A 17106-nucleotide genomic window follows, 5' to 3' on the forward strand; every position below is an offset into this window, starting at 1 on the left:
CTAATATTAGCGTTGGGTTTCGTTACCTCAATGCAACCTACTTGCTACTACAGTTATCCAGCGTTCGGATAAGGTGAGGGGATTCCGCGTAGGTTAGCTAAGGCGCAGGATTGGGGTGACTTAGTTAGGAGGGTCAAAGCGATTAACTAAGGAGGCTACTGCAATCATTGGCAAGCCCACCAACAGGCAAATTATCCATTGATTTAAGTTCAGTGGTGCTGTATAGAATAAGTTATTCATCAGGCTCCACTGACTGAAGATTATCTGCAAAATGACAGTGCAGATAATACCAATAATAATAGCTGGAGCAGCGCTAATTTGTTGAATTCTCCCACTGATTTTATCAATGATAGAGCTTCCGAGTTTGCTAATGCTTAATAGATAAAAGATTCTACCAGCTACTAAAGCTTGGATTGCCATCGTGCGGGCTAAAGGGAGATTTCCTGTAGTTTGTCGTATCCATTCAAATACGCCAAAAATAACAATCCAGTTAAATGCAGATATTACCAGGATTCGCTGTAATAAACGACGCGAAAGCAAGGGTTCATTGGGGTGGCGCGGGGGTTGTTGCATCACCCGCCCAGATGGAGGCTCAAAAGCTAAGGGAACAGTCATGGTGATGGAATTCACCATATTTAGCCAGAGAACTTGTAAAGATAAAATCGGCAATTCTATAGCTAATAACACGCTGAGCAAAATCGTCATCGATTCCCCACCATTTACTGGAAGAATGAAAGCGATCGCTTTCATTAGATTGCGGTAAACTGTACGACCTTCCTCAACAGCAGCTTCTATCGAGGCAAAGTTATCATCAGTCAAGATCATATCAGCTGCTTCTTTCGCCACCTCAGTACCAGCACCCCCCATTGCAATTCCAATATCTGCTTGTTTGAGTGCGGGTGCATCGTTGACACCATCCCCCGTCATAGCGACAACTTCACCTTTGAATTGTAAGGCTTCAACGAGACGAAGTTTCTGTTCTGGGGCGACACGGGCAAACACCGCTCCATCTTCTACCGCATTTGCCAATTCTTGTTCATTCATTTGGGTGAGTTCTTGTCCGGTGAAAGCCAGAACTTCCCCATCTTTGTTAAATCCCATGCGAGAAGCGATCGCTTGTGCGGTGACTGCATGATCGCCGGTAATCATCTTTACCTGAATACCTGCTTCTTGACAGGCTTGCACGGCTTTTATAGCTTCGCTTCGGGGCGGATCGATCATGCCTTGCAATCCGATGAAAATCAGATTTTTTTCAATATCTGTATGCTCTAAGGAATTCTGATTAACATCGACATTCTTTTTAGCAAAACCCAGCACCCGTAACCCCTCGCTTGCCATTGCATCAACTTCCTGATGCACGGTATTTTTATCAACAGGGGTAAGATTTCCTCGTCCATCCAACATCTGCCCTGAGCGATTAAGAATTGCTTCTACTGAACCTTTAACATAGACAATTTTTGATTTTTGATTTTGACTTTTGGATTGATGAACCTCTCCAGCTTCCTTATGTAAGGTTGCCATGTACTGAAACTCTGACTCAAACGGAATAACATCTAATCTGGGCATTTCCCGTTCTAAATTTTTCTCAGAAAATCCTACTTTGTTAGCAACAGCAATTAATGCTCCCTCAGTTGGATCGCCAATAACACTCCATTGCCCATCCTTTATTTCTAGGCGCGAATCATTGCACAAAATCCCAGCCTTTAAACATTCCTGAAGCACAGGAATATTCTTTAAATTAACTGGCTTTTCATGTAAGAAAATTTCCCCTTCTGGAACATACCCACCACCGCTGACGGTATAATTTTCACCTCCTGTATAAATAGCTTGAACCGTCATTTGATTTTCAGTTAGAGTGCCAGTTTTGTCAGAACAAATGACTGTAGCACCGCCCAAAGTTTCCACCGCAGGTAACTTGCGGACGATCGCATGACGGCGAGCCATGCGGGAAACGCCAATCGCCAGCGTCACTGTCACAACTGCTGGTAATCCTTCAGGAATCGCACTCACAGCCAAGGCTACGGCAGCTTCAAACATTGCCACCCACGAGTTGCCGTACCCCAGCCCTACCACAAACGTTAGTGTAGCTATCCCCAGAATGATGTACAGTAATTTTCGACTGAATTTATCAAATTTACGGGTTAACGGAGTTGTTAGATTCGTTCCTCGATCCATTAACTGGGAAATGCGCCCGGTTTCTGTCGCCTCTCCAATAGCAACAACAATACCGCGTCCGGTGCCAAATGTTACAAAGCTGCCAGCATAAGCCATGTTGGTTCGCTCTGCCAGAGGTGCGTCTTTCTGAATTGGTTGAGTGTCTTTTTCAACAGCAACTGACTCGCCTGTGAGGGCTGATTCATTGATTTGCAAGTTACGTGCTTGTACTAGACGCAAATCGGCTGGCACTTTGTCCCCAGAGGTGAGTAGTACAATATCGCCTGGTACTAATTCAGTAGAAGGAACTTGTACTTTTGATGAGTTGCGGATGATATTTGTGTCTGTTTTTACTGAGGAAGCTAAGGCAGCGATCGCGCTCTCGGCTTTGGATTCCTGAACAAAACCAATGATGGCGTTAATTAGCGTTACGCCCCAGATCACCCAAGCATTTACCCACTCTCCCAAGAATGCTTTAATCGCACCAGCAATTAGCAAAATGTACAGCAGCGGTTGATTAAACTGCAAAAGAAATCGCACCAAAGGGCTTTTTCCGGCTTTACCTTTGAGTTCGTTAGAGCCAAACTGCTCCTGTCTCTTTGCTACTTCAGAAGATGTTAAACCTGTTTCTAAATTACTGTTTAACTCACTACTAATTTCCGGCGCAGGCATATGGTGCCACTGTTGTTCCAGCCGTTTTTCTTTGGCTATTGCTGTCATATTGTTTGCTCCAAGATGCTTGCCCTAGCAGTTTAATTTTTAATTACACTACTAGGGCTTAGTGCCTATTTATGAATATCCCCAGATTTTTACATCTTGGCAAACAAATATGACAACAAAATGACAGCAATGCTGCAAATCCAATCTAAGCAAGTTAGGGTAGAGATTAGTTCAGGTAAGTAGATGGATCTAATTATTTGTGGGCATGGGTTTGTTGGGTGCGGTTCCAATGGCCCAACCTAGAGCAGATATTTAGTTTAATTATGTCTACCTATATAGTTAATTTCTATACAATCAATCAATCTAACCTGAGATGTAAATTTCGCGGTAAGACTTTTGGTAATCTGGCTGTTTGTTGTTGCAAAAAATTAGTCCCAGAGAGATGTATAAACATCTAACTTTGTATAGATGAGAAGTGTTTGTAAGTAAAAACTAATTAGAAAAATTATGGGAAATATTTTGCTCAACCTGGAAAACTGGCGGCGATCGCTTACTGAGTTTTTGACTCCCTCAGTGTTCTCTGGCCCGATCACCGATCCGGTTCCAGTTTTCCTAACCATTATGGCGATTATGCTAGTTGCACCGCTATTATTTGAGCGGATGAAACTACCAGGAATTGTCGGCTTAATCCTCGCCGGAGTGGTTGTAGGGCCGTATGGATTAGGTGTTTTAGAACGAGATAGCACCATCATTTTATTAGGCACCGTCGGATTGCTATTTCTTATGTTTATGGCTGGACTCGAAACCAGCCTGGACGATTTGAAATACAACGCAGATAAAGCAGCCATATTTGGAATAGCAACCTTTGCTTTGCCGATGGTATTGGGTACAGTTGCCATGCTGCTTTTAGGATACAGTTTTTTAGCAGCAATATTGGTTGCTTCTTGTTTTGCTTCCCATACACTTTTGGCATTGCCAGTAGTTACAAAATTGGGAATTATGCGAACTCAGGTTGTGACCGCAACTTTGGGAGGAACTTTAATTACTAATGTCTTAGCGCTTCTGGTTCTAGCCGTTGTTGTTAAAGCTCACCAAGGCAGCCTCAACCTTGGTTTTTGGCTATTTCTGATTCCGGCTTTAAGCATTTATACGTTTGCAACTTTATGGGGAGTTCCTAAAATTGGTCGTTGGTTTTTCCGGCGTTTTGGTAACGATGAAGGGGCAGAATTTACTTTTGTATTAGCAACTTTATTCGTGGTATCTTATGCGGCTGAATTAATTGATATTGAGCCGATTATTGGGGCATTTTTAGCGGGGATTGCGATTACTCAAATCATTCCCCAACTTAGTCCGCTAATGAATCGAATTCAGTTTATTGGCAATACCTTGTTTGTGCCATTTTTTCTGATTTCGGTAGGGATGTTGATTAATCCAGGGATATTAGTTAGCGAACCGCGATCGCTCTTAGTAGCCGCAGTAATGATTTTGGCAGAAATAGTTAGTAAATTTGCCGCAGCTTGGGGATCTGGTAAAATTTTTGGCTTCAAGTTTCCCGGAGTTATGGTAATGTTTGGTCTTTCCGTTGCCCAAGCTGCATCGACTTTAGCAGCGGTTACGGTAGCTTACCAAATTAAATTGGTGGATCAGGTCACTGTTAATGGCATTATTGCCATGATTTTGTTTACCTGTATTGCTTCGCCTTGGGTTACTGCCCGTTGGGGGCGAGATATGAACCCAGAGGTAGCAAGTCCGGCTAGCGGAGGAAAACAGCAGTTAGGCGATCGCATTTTAGTTCCCGTAGCTAACCCCAACACTGAAGATAATCTATTGCAACTTGCTCTGATTTTGACTAAAAATGCTGGGGGAACTTTACTACCGCTTCACATTTTAACTGACAATCTGGGGCCAATTTCAGCTGATGCCAAGGCGCAGCAAATCCAGTTATTAGCGGCAGCAGAAACTATTGCTCATGCTTCTGTAACCTCAGTTGAGCCAATTGGCAGAGTGGATGACTCAGTTGATAAGGGAATTATACGAGCTGCCCAAGAGCGTAATGCTAATTTAATCGTTTGTGGTTGGAAAGGGTATTCTAACTATCGAGATAATTTCTTCGGCGGTGTAATTGATAATGTAGTGCGTCGAGCAACAGTGCCAGTGTTAGTCGCCCGATTTTCTCACCCAATTGAGAATACAAAACGGGTATTTTTAGCATTCACTGAAAGAGAAATATTATCCTCTCAATTTGGGCAAGCGGAGAAGCTGGCACGAACTCTTTCCGTGGAAATAAAGGCATTACTGCAATTGTTACAGGTAACGACAACTTTTGGGCGTTCCTCAAATTCAAATTTAGAAGTAACTGGATTTGGCCCAGAAGTTCCAATTGTGCGAGTGCAGGGAAACTTTGTGGAAAAGGTTTCTCGAATGCTGGAAACGGATGATTTATTAATATTAACTGGTGGGAGCCATCCTGATAGATTTGGTTTGCCAGCCGTAGGAATTGCGCCAGAAGCGATCGCGCGTAGTCGTGGAGATATTTCTATGTTAGTTATCCACTTTCCCCGCCAGCCAATAGGATAACTTTTAAGAAGGAGCATTTTGCCACTTACCGAGAATATCTAATACTCCCAAGGCTGAAAAAATAAATGCGGTAGTTGCAAAATATTATCTACCATGTAATTAAGGAGAATGCTTTCCATAAGCGCGATCGCTTATTTCAACGGTAGTTAACAAAGAGTATGCCTGCCAACAGTTTGAGTGTGAAAATAATTCGTCAGCAACTAGGTTTGATATCCGGCGCGTTCATCGCTTTAATTGTGGCAGGGTGCGAACCTGTCACAGATTTTTTACCGCGCTTACCTGGGCAGGATGTACCCGAAAAACCGCAATTACCCAACAGCGTAGCTCAATCACCTGCCACTGCACGGGATGAAGCGCAAGTCCGTCAGCGTATCAACAAAATTCGTCAGCAAAATGGCTTGAATCAACTTAAAAATAACGAAAAATTAGCACAGGTTGCACGCAACTACAGCCAGCAAATGGCTCGTGAAAACTTCTTCAGCCACGTTAGTCCGGGGGGGAGTACCCTGTCTCAACGGGTGCGTGCTGGGGGAATTTTTTACTGGGTAGTGGGAGAGAATCTGTTTAAGAGTACCAACGCTCCCCAACCAGTGCCGTTAGCAGTGAAAGGCTGGATGGATAGCCCTGGACATCGTGCGAATATTCTGCGTTCAGAATACGCTGAGACTGGTATCGGGGTTTGGCGGGAAGGTAACACTTATTACATTACGCAATTGTTTATGCGATCGCAGTTTTCTCCAGGAGATTTATTTAATTAGTCCTCAAGTACGTTCAAGCAAGTATTGTGCTTTTGGAAAAAAAAATTCACATGAACCGTCAGATTTATGTTGAATAATTCCTAAGACAGTGGAGACCGGGCAATGCCGAACTTACTGTATAGAGGAAGACAGCATTCTCATTAAAGAATAATATGGCTGACACAGTATTGATTACAGGTGCTTCTCAAGGCATCGGCAAAGCAACAACGCTTTTGTTTGCCCGTCAAGGGTATGACATTATACTGGCGGCTCGTCAAATTGACCGTTTAGAAGCTGTCGCTTCTGAGGTGCGATCGCTTGGTCGAGAAGCGATCGCCATTTCCACGGATGTTCGATATCCCGAACAGGTGAACAATTTGGTTGAGAAAGCGATTGCTCATTTTGGTCATATTGATGTGCTGATCAACAATGCAGGTATTTTTACATTAGACCCTGTGGAGGAGTTCCTGCTTAGTGATTGGCAGCAGGTTATAGACACGAATGTTTGGGGCTATATTCACACAATTCATGCACTTTTGCCCCATTTCCTGGAGCGGCATACCGGAACAATTATTAACGTCAGTTCTATCGGTGGGATCGTGCCGATTCCTTACCAAATACCTTACACGACTAGCAAATATGCTATTACTGGGCTGACTAAATCGCTACACGCAGAATTATCACCCAAAGGTATTCAGGTTTGTGGAATTTATCCAAATTTTATCAGCACTCGTCTAACAGAGCGAGCAATCTTTCGCGGTAAAAATGAGGAGACTGCTAGCGCTCGTTATCAACTGGTGGATGAAGCGCTAAATAGTCCCGTGCTAGAGAATCCTGAAGATGTGGCTCAGGCAATTTGGAAGGCACTTAAGCATCAACGGTCTGATGTACTTGTTGGCACAACTAAACTATCGAAAACAGCTTATCAGTTGTTTCCCGGCTTGATGAAGTCGATATTCCGGCGCGTCTTTGGGATGAGAGAACGCCACTTTTGACCAGCCATTGCTGAATGAAGATAAAGGAGTGACAAAAAACATAGGCAAATTTTTCATCGCCTATGTTTTCTGGTGATGCCGCTTTATATTAGCTGAAAGGTTTGCTATTTTGGGGAATAATCAGAGCAACCGATCGCTTTTTCAGTGAGAACAGTAGAAGGGTGTATAGCACACTTTAGATAATGGTTGTTTGAATAAAATTGACATTTCTTACACGGAGCTTGATGTAAGCGCTTTATGTTAACAGCAATTTCATCTCGTGCAGCCATCCCAATTTTTGACAGCATAAAATAAAGAACTGCCCAGCCTACGACAAAGCCAATGGGACTCCAAAATATCAAATCCGGCGGGGAGACCACATCGGGTTGTGTCTCATTGACTCTTTCTTCACTCAATGTTGCTTCATTAAGTGCTGCATATTCTTTTAAAAATTCATTATGATACATATTTTTTACCTCTGGTAAAAAGCACCTAACAAATGATTTATGTCCATTGAGATTTTTCCCACCCTATTCCCAGAAATCGACTTCAAATTGACGATGGGCGGAAGCTTTAGTTACACAAAATTCTTGTGCCTTCCTCAAGATTGACTACTCAGAAGGTCACTATTAGAAGTTTACCCAAATATAATTAGTGCTATCTCTATCGATAGATTGACTTAAAATTCCGAGTTATGCGATTTTCGATTCTAGATGGGGTTTACCTAGAGACGCGATCGCGCTTGTCTATACCCTTTACCCGACATTGGGACTTATTGAAATGGGTTCAAAGTTAAATAATATCATAATTGTGCTGACAAAAATATCACCATTGTTTAAGAGTAGCGATGTCTTCTAAAGAAAGTTCTAAAAGCAGCCCAAGCTGTTGATTAATTGTGTTTAAGCAAGCATTTAAAGCAGCGGCCAATTCGTAGCGACTCAGCACTCGATTACCGAGGTAAGTGTTATCCGGATAACCAGCAATGCCACCCTACCGCTGATTAAAGGATTTTAAAGCTTGAAAAGCCCAATCAGCAGGTTGTAGGTCAGATAAGCTGGGAAACTGAGGTAATTGGGTCGTTAGCGTCCTGTTGCTCGTCAAAGAACGGATTTTCTGGCTCATTCATTGGGCGGCGTAGTTTCATCAACTTAGGGTTGAGCGATCGCGATCGCATCCAGAACTTCAATGACAATAAGCGAAGTAGAGACAGCTAAGGAGACACTTAGAATCGTTCCATTGATGACTGGGAAATTACCAAACGAGACAGACATCTTTCTATTTCTCCTCACAAGGATTGTCCCAGTTTAGGACGACTCTTAACTCTAACTATTGGCATAGTTACTCGGTAACATTCAAAGCGACCGCTCCTCCATTAGCAAGATGCGATCGCCTCTTGAATGCTTTACCGTAAACTCTGATATTACGCTACAGTTGAAAGTAATAAAATTTGAACTTAAGCCTTATTTTTCAACAATAAAGAAAAGACGCATCAGAAAGATACCGTGAAAGCAAGAACAAACCCAGGCGGGTTATTATTGGGGTTCCTACTGGCTATAGTCCTCCCCGGCATAGCACAGCAGCCGGAGCAACAAAGGATAGAACGAGTAAAAGGTTATCTAGCAACGCTGGAACACCTTGAATTTAGCTGTCAGGCATTTTTCCTGGGATGCTTACGGTATTGTTTTCCACAATAAAAAAGGCTAAGTAATTGATGAATACCAAAAGCGAACTATTGAAAGAAGCTTGGGAAAGGCTTGAAAAGTCTATTGTTTATTATGATGGTCGTCCCATTGGCACGATAGCCGCCAACGATACTGAGTCGGAGGCGCTAAATTACGATCAGTGTTTTGTTCGGGATTTTGTCTCCTCAGCGCTGGCTTTTTTGATTGCCGGAAAGCCGGAAATTGTCCGCAATTTTTTGCTTGCAACTTTAGCTTTGCAGAGTCACGAACCGCAAATGGACTCTTTTAAACCTGGCCCCGGATTGATGCCAGCCAGCTTCAAAGTTGAGACAAGAAAAAATGGCGAATATTATTTAACTGCTGATTTTGGGGAAGATGCGATCGCTAGAGTTCCGCCTGTTGATTCCTGCTTGTGGTGGATTCTCTTATTACGTGCTTATGTGAAAGCCACAGGCGATATTTCTTTTGCTCATCAACCTGAATTCCAAGAAGGAATCAGATTGATTTTGGAACTGTGTTTAGTTCATCGATTTGCGATGTACCCAACGATGTTAGTTCCCGATGGAGCTTTTATGATTGACCGCCGTATGGGTGTCTATGAACATCCTTTAGAAATCCAGGTGCTGTTTTATGCAGCTTTACGTGCGGCTGGTGAACTGCTCCTACCAAATGATTGCAATAATTCCTGCATCCATAGTCTCAATCAGCGGTTGCAAACCCTTACTTATCATGTTCGAGAATATTACTGGCTTGACCTCAAGCGCTTAAATGAAATTTATCGATATAAGGGCGATGAGTTCGGTAAAAAAGTAGCAAATAGATTTAATATTTATGCCCAATCTATTCCTGGCTGGTTAACTGAATGGCTACCACAAAGTGGAGGTTATCTAGCAGGTAATCTTGGGCCTGGAAGGATGGATTTTCGTTTTTTTGCTCTGGGGAACCTGATGGCAATTGTCACCTCTCTAGCCAGCGAAAAGGAATCGCAAAGCATTATGAATTTAATCGAGCAACGTTGGGACGATCTGGTAGGATATATGCCAATGAAAATCTGTTTCCCCGCGATTGACGGTGAGGAGTGGCGAATCATCACGGGTTGCGATCCTAAAAATACACCTTGGTCATATCATAATGGTGGTAATTGGCCTGTTTTACTTTGTTTCCTAACTGCGGCGGCTCTGAAAACGGGTAGGATAGAACTTGCCCAGAAAGCCTTTGATATTGCTCAGAATCGCTTAAGCGAGGATCGGTGGCCGGAATACTACGATAGCAAGAATGCTCGATTGATTGGGAAGGAATCGAAGAATTATCAAACGTGGACTATTGCAGGTTTTTTAGTTGCGAATAACCTACTAGAAAACCCTTCTCATTTAGCCTTACTTAGTTTTGATGAATCACTTAAATCATGACAACGAAATTGGCTATAACTAAGCCCAATCAAACTCGGAATCGCTGGCTGGTAAAATTAATCGCCATCATTGCCTTGGTAAACTTCTGCTTTGTCGTATTTGACCTAAGCTATGTATCTTGGCGCGATTTTTATCTTCACCACTGGGCAAGTGTTACCCAGGTTTATGACCCCATCAAAGGTATTGAACCGCACCGAGAAACACAGAACTACCTCAACAAGGTGGATGAACTTGAAACACAAGTTTTGCAAAATGGATTGCAGTCGTCTCCGGTAGAAAACTTATTACAGGAATTGCGTACCCTCAGCAATGAAATGATTGAGGATAATCCGTTTGCGGTGGCGAATAAAAGTGGCATTTTGGAAAAGATTAAAAATCAGATACGCGATCGCGTTCACATAAAGTCCTCCCATAAAGCCTTTGCCTTGTTTTGGAGTCAAGAATATCTATCTCAAGCAGGTTGGCAACAAGAGCTGAATTTTTTCAATACCAAAACTCGTCCCCTAATTCAGACTAACTACTATCGCAATATTGGAACAAATGGCAAATTTATTGATAATTTCTGGCAGATTGACTTGCCGTTTGTTATTGTATTTGCTCTAGACTTTCTGATTCGGACTTTTTCTATCAGTCGCCGTTCTCCTGGGTTAAATTGGTTTAAAGCAATGGTGCGGCGATGGTATGATATTTTCTTCTTGCTTCCCTTTTTGCGGTGGCTACGAGTAATTCCTGTAACACTTCGCCTTCACCAAGCTGATTTATTAAACTTAGAGCTTGTAAGAAGAGAAATTAACCATGATTTGGTTGCTAATTTTGCTGAGGAAATGACTGAAATCGTAGGCATCGGATTAATAGCTCAGATGCAAGAGTCAATTGGGCAGGGTGATGTTGCACGCTGGCTATTGCATCCGGAAACTCGCCGCCCTTATATTCAGGTAAATAATACAGATGAGGTGAAAGCGATCGCTACCCGTCTAGTAAATCTCAGCGTCTATGACGTTCTACCCCAAATCCAGCCTGACATAGAAGCATTAGTGCATCACACTCTTAAAAGTACCCTAAATCAATCCCCAGTTTACCAACAACTTCAGAATATCCCTGGTCTGAATCACCTTCCTACTCAGTTTACTGAGAGATTGGCGAAAGATTTATCTCAGTCAACATACAGTAATCTGAAAAAAGCTCTTGAAGATCCAGTTGTGGGAGAACTATCCAGCCGTCTTCTCAAAAATTTTCGAGATGCTTTAGAGAAGGAGTTACAGAAAAAGCATAACCTTCAAGAAATTCAATCCTTACTTGTAGATATGTTAGAAGAAATCAAAATTAACTACGTTAGAGGAATTGCCGAAGCTGGAGTTGAAAAAATATTAGAAGAAGCAGATCAGCTGCATCAAATTATTCATCATTAGGCGTGTTTAGACACAAACAAAAAAAATTGTGGGTGTATATAGCAATCCTAGCCTCTAGCTAGGAACGAGTATCCTACTAGCTATTTTTGTCTCCCTGTTGGGAAATTCACTCTTAATACAATACTTCTCGGTTAGGAAAAACTGTAGGTTAGGTTGAGCGATCGCTCAACCTAACCTACTTGACTTAGTATTTCACTTGATAACGCACTAGCTTCCTAACATCTTCACGAGATAATTTTAGTTCTTGAGAAATCTTCGTTTCTACCCCGCTTAGGTCTGTCACCGGAAACTCGAATTCCAACTTTTTGAGTGCAGAATCTGTGGTTTTCACCTGTACTCTGGTAAACCCTTCACTCTTTTTAATGTCAGCTTTGATTACTAGCACTGTTACCGAAAGCTGTACCTCTAGTTGTGTATCAGCTTGCAGCTTGTCTACTGTCCCGTAGGGACGACTCAATACCTTGTCTGTCAATATCCCACCCCCAACCCAAAAGGCAATTCCCAACAAGGGTAAAGGCAACCAAAATTCTAGCCCTAAAGAATGCAATTTTTGTAACCAGGGGGGCGAGGACATGGGGAGAAGGGATAGGGGGCGAGAAGTGAAAAAGTAAAAGAAAAAGAATATTCACCGAAAACAGTTTGTTTTCTTGTGTGTTTGCTTAAATTATGACTGGTGGAAGACGTACTGAGGTCATAAATTTCTTTACCCTGAACAACATAGTAGGTGATTCTTTTTCACAGACTTTTCACTAAAACTCTTTATGAAAATCTTATTGGTAGAAGACGACCCGGCACAATTAGAACCGCTACACGCTGCTTTGTTGCAAGCCGGACATATTGTTGATGGTATTGAAGATGGGGAAATTGCCCAATGGCTGCTGTCTCAAAAAGACTATGACTTGTTAATCTTAGACTGGATGTTACCGAAAGTTAGTGGGTTGAGCCTTTGTCGCCAGTATCGACGCTTAGGTAAAACCGCACCTGTACTGATGCTAACTGCCAAAGACACCACGCCAGATAAAGTTACGGGTTTGGATGCTGGTGCCGATGACTATCTAGTTAAACCCACAGATATTGTAGAACTGTTGGCGCGGGTGCGGGCATTGGGAAGGCGCTCGCCACTTTGGCAAGGAGATATCCTTCGCATGGAAGATTTACAGCTGCACTTGAATAGCCTAAAAGTGGAACGAGAACAGACAACTGTCCAATTATCAGCCCGCGAGTTTCAGTTGCTAGAGTACCTGCTACGTCACCCTCATCAAATCTTAACTCGCGACCAGATTGAACAAGCTTTATGGGAGTGGGGTACAGAACCGGAAAGCAACGCTGTAACCACCCTAGTCCGCAGGCTGCGGCAACGCTTGCAGTTAGTTGGTGCAGCCGACTGGATTGAAACAGTATATGGTATGGGCTATCGTATCAATTCTTTTGGAAGTAAAAAATGAAGGGGCTGGGGGCTGGGGACTAGGGACTAGGGGCTGGGGACTAGGTACTAGCGACTAGGGACTAGGTAAGACTTTTTCCCAATCCCCAATCCCCAATCCCCAATCCCCAATCCCCAACCCCCAATCCCCAATCCCCAATCCCCAACCCCCAATCCCCTCATTTTTGATGTTTGGTCGTAGTCGTCGCAATTTGGCTCGTTGGTTCACCCTATCAATGGGGAGTATTTTGGTTGTCTTTGCGGGAGTGGTTTACTATCTGGAAGTTACAGATACGCTCTTAACTCTGGATCAATTACTTTACAAACAAACTAAAGTGATGGCAGCCAGCGTGAATTATGAGCGTCGCGATGGTAAGTGGGAGGTAGATTTAGAAAATGTGCCGCTGTTGGGAAATAACCTACAGCCACAGGATAGTGAACTGGTGTATGCGCGTTGGTACGATGTTAAAGGGCAACTGGTGCAATTTTTTGGCATACCTCCCACAAAGCAGCTGACACTGACAGCTGGATTTGAAACAATCAAAATCGCCAACGACAAGACCCTGGGAATAGCTACTAAACCTGGGCTGCGTCAGGTAACGCTACCCGTTTACGAGAAAGGTGTATTAATTGGTTATCTCCAGGTTGCAACTGGGCTATTGTCCAGTCAAGCTAAGCTGGATAATTTTCGGCTATTTTTAACGCTGGCGGTTCCTGTCACTTTGGGGATAATTAGCCTTGCTGGTTGGTTTTTGGGGGGGCTGGCGATGCGACCGATTCGCCAGACTTACGACCAACTACAACGCTTCACAGCGAATGCTTCTCATGAGTTGCGGACACCTTTGGCGGCGATTTTGACTAATGCACAAGTTGGGTTGCTGTCTGATGATAATTCACAGCAACGTCTTCGGTTAGAGAAGGTTGTTGATGTTACTAAATCAATGAGTTCTCTGGTTAGTAATCTGCTGTTTTTGGCTCGTAATGATGGGTCATTGTCCCCTGAATGCGTGAAAGAGATTAATCTAACTATTTTGCTACAGGATCTAGCAGACAACTATGCAACGCAAGCCGCAGCACAAAATCTCAGTTTCGTTACTAATTTGCTGACTAAAAGTGTGGAGGTGCGAGCCGATGCAGATTTGTTACGTCAGGCGGTGATGAACCTGCTGAGTAATGCTTGTAAATATACTCCGGCTGGTGGTCAAGTTGAATTGCAACTGTTTACGCGATCGCGTCTGGCTATTATTCAAGTTTCCGACACTGGGATTGGAATTTCCCCTGCGGATTTGCCCCATATTTTTGAACGGTTTTATCGGGCGGATAGCGATCGTCGCGCTAAAGGTGGTTTTGGTTTGGGGTTAGCGATCGCTCAACAAATTGTCGCAGCACACAAGGGCAGGATCGATGTCTCCAGCGTAGTCGGGCAAGGGTCAACTTTTCAAATCGAACTGCCGCTCAAATTAAATTCCTAATCCTCTGTCACTTTCTAGTCACATTTGTTTTTAACACTTAAAAATAGCAGGAATTGGAGATTGCCTACCCAATCAGGAACGCGAGGGTGCTGGTTTCTCCAGCAATTTCCCCTCACGTTCCTGATTGGTTAAGGTCTTTTTAAGACAGTTTTGTTTCCGGATTCACTAAAAATATTATGTATTTCAGGCGCACTGCTTCCGTAATCAGTCTGGCAGCTCTAGCTGTTGTTGGTAGTGGTTTTGCAGCTTTAGCTGAAACTAGCGATTTCACCCCACAGACGGATGCGATCGCTACCTCATCCACTGAAAATCTAGAGGCGATCGCACCGCTCAAATCTGACCAAGATCCGAATTTTGTTGAACAAAAAGTTGATTCTGTTGCCACTCAGACAGAATTACCAGAGAATATGCAAGAATTCACTGCATCAGCAGAGTCTAACAAAGCTCAAGTTGACATTGCTCTGAATCCTGAACAAACAGCAATAAAGGCTGATAATGTTGTAAAACCAGAGCAAATTGTAGACAAAACGGTTCTGAATTCGGCATCGGCTCTTAGGGCTGAACCAACAAAGTCTCAAATCCCAGAAGCCACCAATAATAATGAAACGGCTGCTCCTGAAGTCGCTCAACTTAATGTAACACCCGGTAGAGCTACACGCTCTGGGCCTAGTTATATCGGGGTGGCTGGTAACATCGGTTTTGGCGGCGATACTACTTTAAGTGAAGGTGCCTTTGCTGTCATTAGCAAAATTGGAATTACCAGAACTTTGTCTTTGCGTCCCGCTGCTTTGATTGGCGATGATGTAATGTTTTTGATTCCCGTAACTGTCGATTTTCCGACTCAAGGAGTGCAAGAAACTAGATTTAGTATAGCCCCGTATGTTGGCGGCGGTGTGGCAATTTCTACTGGTGACGATAGCACCATTGGCGCACTAATTACTGGTGGTGTAGATGTTCCGCTATCATCACAATTTACCGCGACGGCTGCCGTGAATGTCGGTTTTGTTGATGAAACAGAGGTGGGACTTTTAGTAGGAGTTGGTTACACTTTCTCCGGATTGTAAAGCGAGTTTCATTTGAAAAAACGATCGCTCTTTAAGGATGATAGTGCCATTTATGAGCAGACGTGCGAACTATAGCTCGACAAATCAAGCCTTAGTAATGAGCAATGCAGCTTCCCCCAAGCCAACGCTGGCATTTGTAGACGCGATCGCCTTGATTGTGGGCGTTGTCATCGGTGCAGGAATTTTCGAGACACCAGCCCTTGTTGCTGCCAATGCGGGTAGTGCAGGATTCGCCCTTTTGCTTTGGTTATTGGGCGGCGGAATGTCCTTAGTCGGCGCTTTGTGCTACGCAGAGTTGGCAACGGCGTATCCGCACGCAGGTGGCAATTACTATTATCTGATGCGTGCCTTCGGCAAAAACCTTGCCTTCCTATTTGCTTGGGCGCGGATGACAGTGATTCAAACAGGTTCAATTGCGCTTTTGGCGTTCGTGTTTGGGGATTATGCTTCCCAGTTATTTCGACTAGGCGATTATTCCCCATCACTTTACGCCGCGATCGCAGTTGTCAGTTTGACAGGTTTAAACATCATCGGCGTTCAGCAAGGAAAGTGGGCGCAGAATTTGCTTTCAGTCGCCAAAATCCTCGGCTTACTCTTAGTTATAGTCGTCGGACTCACTTCTGCTGGAAATCCCGTTACTGAGGTTCCTGCTGCATCGACATCCCAAACAAATTGGGGCTTAGCGATGCTTTTTGTGCTGTTGTCTTATGGCGGCTGGAACGAAGCGGCTTATATTTCGGCAGAGTTGCAGAATCTCAGACGAAACATGGTGCGATCGCTACTTTGGAGTATCGGCATCATCGCGGCGATATACTTAGCGATCAACTTCGCTTACATCAGAGGGTTAGGACTGGCGGGAATGGCAAATTCCGAAGCCGTAGCAGCAGATTTGATGCGTAATGCGGTTGGCGAACCCGGTGCTAGGTTTATCAGCTTACTAATTGCTGTTTCTACCTTGGGTGCTATCAACGCCACGATTTTTACAGGTGCGCGTACTAACTACGCACTAGGCAAGGACTTTGGGCTGTTCGCCTTCCTGGGAACCTGGAAAAGTCGCACCAACACCCCGACTAATGCAATGTTAGTGCAGGGCGCGATCGCTTTAGCCTTAGTCTTACTTGGCACCCAGACACGCGAAGGCTTTAAGACAATGGTAGACTACACCGCCCCTGTCTTCTGGTTCTTCTTCCTGCTGACAGGTGTATCTCTGTTAGTTTTACGGGCGCGGGAACCAAGTATAAATCGACCGTTTCACGTCCCTTTCTATCCCGTAACGCCCATACTTTTTTGCCTCATCTGCGCTTATTTACTTTATTCCAGCCTTGCCTATACAGGTATTGGGGCGCTTGTAGGCGTAGCAGTAGTGATAGCAGGCGTACCGATGTTGCTGTGGAATCGGTGGCGGCATTAGAACGGCAAAAATCTATTTACCCCTGTAGAAGAAACATTGAAGTTTCTCCTCCCTTGCTCTATAGCGTCTTTGCGGTTCATCCCTCCTCGAAATACTTCCCCTTTCCCCAAAATGCCAGCAGTTTTTGACATAAC

16 protein-coding genes are annotated in these 17106 nt (G+C 43.8%); 9 read left to right on the top strand and 7 right to left on the bottom strand.

Annotation, left to right across the window (positions count from 1 at the left end):
* Positions 1–120 precede the first annotated feature (120 nt).
* A complete protein-coding gene (locus H6F63_RS08215) occupies positions 121–2874 on the bottom strand; it encodes a cation-transporting P-type ATPase (protein ID WP_190636445.1) in 2754 nt (917 codons plus the stop codon).
* 447 nt (positions 2875–3321) lie between these two features.
* Between H6F63_RS08215 and H6F63_RS08220 the strand changes: the two genes are divergently transcribed.
* The 3 genes from H6F63_RS08220 to H6F63_RS08230 all read left to right on the top strand — a co-directional run bounded on the left by H6F63_RS08220 (position 3322) and on the right by H6F63_RS08230 (position 7123).
* The gene (locus H6F63_RS08220; protein WP_190636446.1) at positions 3322–5391 is read left to right on the top strand and encodes a cation:proton antiporter; all 2070 of its coding nucleotides are present in this window, start codon (positions 3322–3324) and stop codon (positions 5389–5391) included.
* Positions 5392–5549: 158 nt separating this feature from the next.
* Positions 5550–6149, top strand: coding sequence for a CAP domain-containing protein (locus H6F63_RS08225; RefSeq protein WP_190636448.1), 600 nt, complete (start codon positions 5550–5552; stop codon positions 6147–6149).
* 152 nt (positions 6150–6301) lie between these two features.
* On the top strand, positions 6302–7123 hold the full coding sequence (locus H6F63_RS08230) for an SDR family oxidoreductase (RefSeq protein WP_190636450.1): 822 nt from the start codon (positions 6302–6304) through the stop codon (positions 7121–7123).
* 104 nt (positions 7124–7227) lie between these two features.
* Here the strand turns inward: H6F63_RS08230 and H6F63_RS08235 are convergent, their stop codons facing one another.
* The 3 genes from H6F63_RS08235 to H6F63_RS30425 all read right to left on the bottom strand — a co-directional run bounded on the left by H6F63_RS08235 (position 7228) and on the right by H6F63_RS30425 (position 8373).
* A complete protein-coding gene (locus tag H6F63_RS08235; RefSeq protein WP_190636452.1) occupies positions 7228–7569 on the bottom strand; it encodes a hypothetical protein in 342 nt (113 codons plus the stop codon).
* Positions 7570–8147: 578 nt separating this feature from the next.
* Positions 8148–8294: a hypothetical protein gene (locus H6F63_RS08240; RefSeq protein WP_190636454.1), complete on the bottom strand. Its 147-nt coding sequence runs from the start codon at positions 8292–8294 to the stop codon at positions 8148–8150.
* On the bottom strand, positions 8251–8373 hold the full coding sequence (locus tag H6F63_RS30425) for a hypothetical protein (RefSeq protein ID WP_277876363.1): 123 nt from the start codon (positions 8371–8373) through the stop codon (positions 8251–8253). Before H6F63_RS30425 ends, H6F63_RS08240 begins: the two co-directional genes overlap by 44 nt.
* Before the next feature lie 440 nt (positions 8374–8813).
* On the opposite strand from H6F63_RS30425, the gene H6F63_RS08245 reads away from it, so the two are divergent.
* Positions 8814–10193 (top strand): glycoside hydrolase 100 family protein, encoded by a 1380-nt coding sequence (locus tag H6F63_RS08245; RefSeq protein WP_190636456.1) that lies wholly within the window; start codon positions 8814–8816, stop codon positions 10191–10193.
* Positions 10190–11602, top strand: coding sequence for a hypothetical protein (locus H6F63_RS08250; protein WP_190636458.1), 1413 nt, complete (start codon positions 10190–10192; stop codon positions 11600–11602). Before H6F63_RS08245 ends, H6F63_RS08250 begins: the two co-directional genes overlap by 4 nt.
* A 184-nt stretch (positions 11603–11786) precedes the next feature.
* Here H6F63_RS08250 and H6F63_RS08255 read toward each other — a convergent pair whose 3' ends face one another.
* The gene (locus tag H6F63_RS08255) at positions 11787–12176 is read right to left on the bottom strand and encodes a hypothetical protein (RefSeq protein ID WP_190636460.1); all 390 of its coding nucleotides are present in this window, start codon (positions 12174–12176) and stop codon (positions 11787–11789) included.
* 187 nt (positions 12177–12363) lie between these two features.
* Between H6F63_RS08255 and rppA the strand changes: the two genes are divergently transcribed.
* Positions 12364–13047, top strand: a complete 684-nt coding sequence (gene rppA / locus H6F63_RS08260; protein WP_190636463.1) for a two-component system response regulator RppA — start codon at positions 12364–12366, stop codon at positions 13045–13047.
* Positions 13048–13101: 54 nt separating this feature from the next.
* Here the strand turns inward: rppA and H6F63_RS08265 are convergent, their stop codons facing one another.
* A complete protein-coding gene (locus H6F63_RS08265; RefSeq protein WP_190636588.1) occupies positions 13102–13254 on the bottom strand; it encodes a hypothetical protein in 153 nt (50 codons plus the stop codon).
* On the opposite strand from H6F63_RS08265, the gene H6F63_RS08270 reads away from it, so the two are divergent.
* The 3 genes from H6F63_RS08270 to H6F63_RS08280 all read left to right on the top strand — a co-directional run bounded on the left by H6F63_RS08270 (position 13214) and on the right by H6F63_RS08280 (position 16972).
* Complete coding sequence (locus H6F63_RS08270; protein WP_190636465.1) at positions 13214–14497, top strand: HAMP domain-containing sensor histidine kinase; 1284 nt, start codon at positions 13214–13216, stop codon at positions 14495–14497. The genes H6F63_RS08265 and H6F63_RS08270 overlap by 41 nt on opposite strands.
* Before the next feature lie 176 nt (positions 14498–14673).
* Positions 14674–15561 (top strand): hypothetical protein, encoded by an 888-nt coding sequence (locus H6F63_RS08275; RefSeq protein ID WP_190636467.1) that lies wholly within the window; start codon positions 14674–14676, stop codon positions 15559–15561.
* A gap of 52 nt (positions 15562–15613) precedes the next feature.
* Entirely contained in the window at positions 15614–16972 is a 1359-nt protein-coding gene (locus H6F63_RS08280; RefSeq protein WP_190636469.1) for an amino acid permease, read from the top strand.
* On the opposite strand, the gene H6F63_RS30430 is transcribed toward H6F63_RS08280, so the two are convergent.
* Complete coding sequence (locus H6F63_RS30430; RefSeq protein ID WP_277876364.1) at positions 16969–17103, bottom strand: hypothetical protein; 135 nt, start codon at positions 17101–17103, stop codon at positions 16969–16971. The genes H6F63_RS08280 and H6F63_RS30430 overlap by 4 nt on opposite strands.
* Positions 17104–17106 lie beyond the last annotated feature (3 nt).

Origin of the sequence: Trichocoleus sp. FACHB-40, from assembly GCF_014695915.1 — a bacterium.
GTDB lineage: Bacteria > Cyanobacteriota > Cyanobacteriia > Cyanobacteriales > FACHB-T130 > Funiculus > Funiculus sociatus.

Bases quoted from the DNA above. Each gene is read 5' to 3' on its own strand.
- H6F63_RS08220 (WP_190636446.1), top strand. From the start codon at position 3,322: ATGGGAAATATTTTGCTCAACCTGGAAAACTGGCGGCGATCGCTTACT.
- H6F63_RS08280 (WP_190636469.1), top strand. From the start codon at position 15,614: ATGAGCAGACGTGCGAACTATAGCTCGACAAATCAAGCCTTAGTAATG.
- H6F63_RS08245 (WP_190636456.1), top strand. From the start codon at position 8,814: ATGAATACCAAAAGCGAACTATTGAAAGAAGCTTGGGAAAGGCTTGAA.
- H6F63_RS08270 (WP_190636465.1), top strand. From the start codon at position 13,214: ATGTTTGGTCGTAGTCGTCGCAATTTGGCTCGTTGGTTCACCCTATCA.
- H6F63_RS08275 (WP_190636467.1), top strand. From the start codon at position 14,674: ATGTATTTCAGGCGCACTGCTTCCGTAATCAGTCTGGCAGCTCTAGCT.
- H6F63_RS08215 (WP_190636445.1), bottom strand. From the start codon at position 2,874: ATGACAGCAATAGCCAAAGAAAAACGGCTGGAACAACAGTGGCACCAT.
- H6F63_RS08255 (WP_190636460.1), bottom strand. From the start codon at position 12,176: ATGTCCTCGCCCCCCTGGTTACAAAAATTGCATTCTTTAGGGCTAGAA.
- H6F63_RS30425 (WP_277876363.1), bottom strand. From the start codon at position 8,373: ATGTCTGTCTCGTTTGGTAATTTCCCAGTCATCAATGGAACGATTCTA.
- H6F63_RS08250 (WP_190636458.1), top strand. From the start codon at position 10,190: ATGACAACGAAATTGGCTATAACTAAGCCCAATCAAACTCGGAATCGC.
- H6F63_RS08230 (WP_190636450.1), top strand. From the start codon at position 6,302: ATGGCTGACACAGTATTGATTACAGGTGCTTCTCAAGGCATCGGCAAA.
- H6F63_RS08225 (WP_190636448.1), top strand. From the start codon at position 5,550: ATGCCTGCCAACAGTTTGAGTGTGAAAATAATTCGTCAGCAACTAGGT.
- rppA (WP_190636463.1), top strand. From the start codon at position 12,364: ATGAAAATCTTATTGGTAGAAGACGACCCGGCACAATTAGAACCGCTA.
- H6F63_RS08235 (WP_190636452.1), bottom strand. From the start codon at position 7,569: ATGTATCATAATGAATTTTTAAAAGAATATGCAGCACTTAATGAAGCA.
- H6F63_RS30430 (WP_277876364.1), bottom strand. From the start codon at position 17,103: ATGTCAAAAACTGCTGGCATTTTGGGGAAAGGGGAAGTATTTCGAGGA.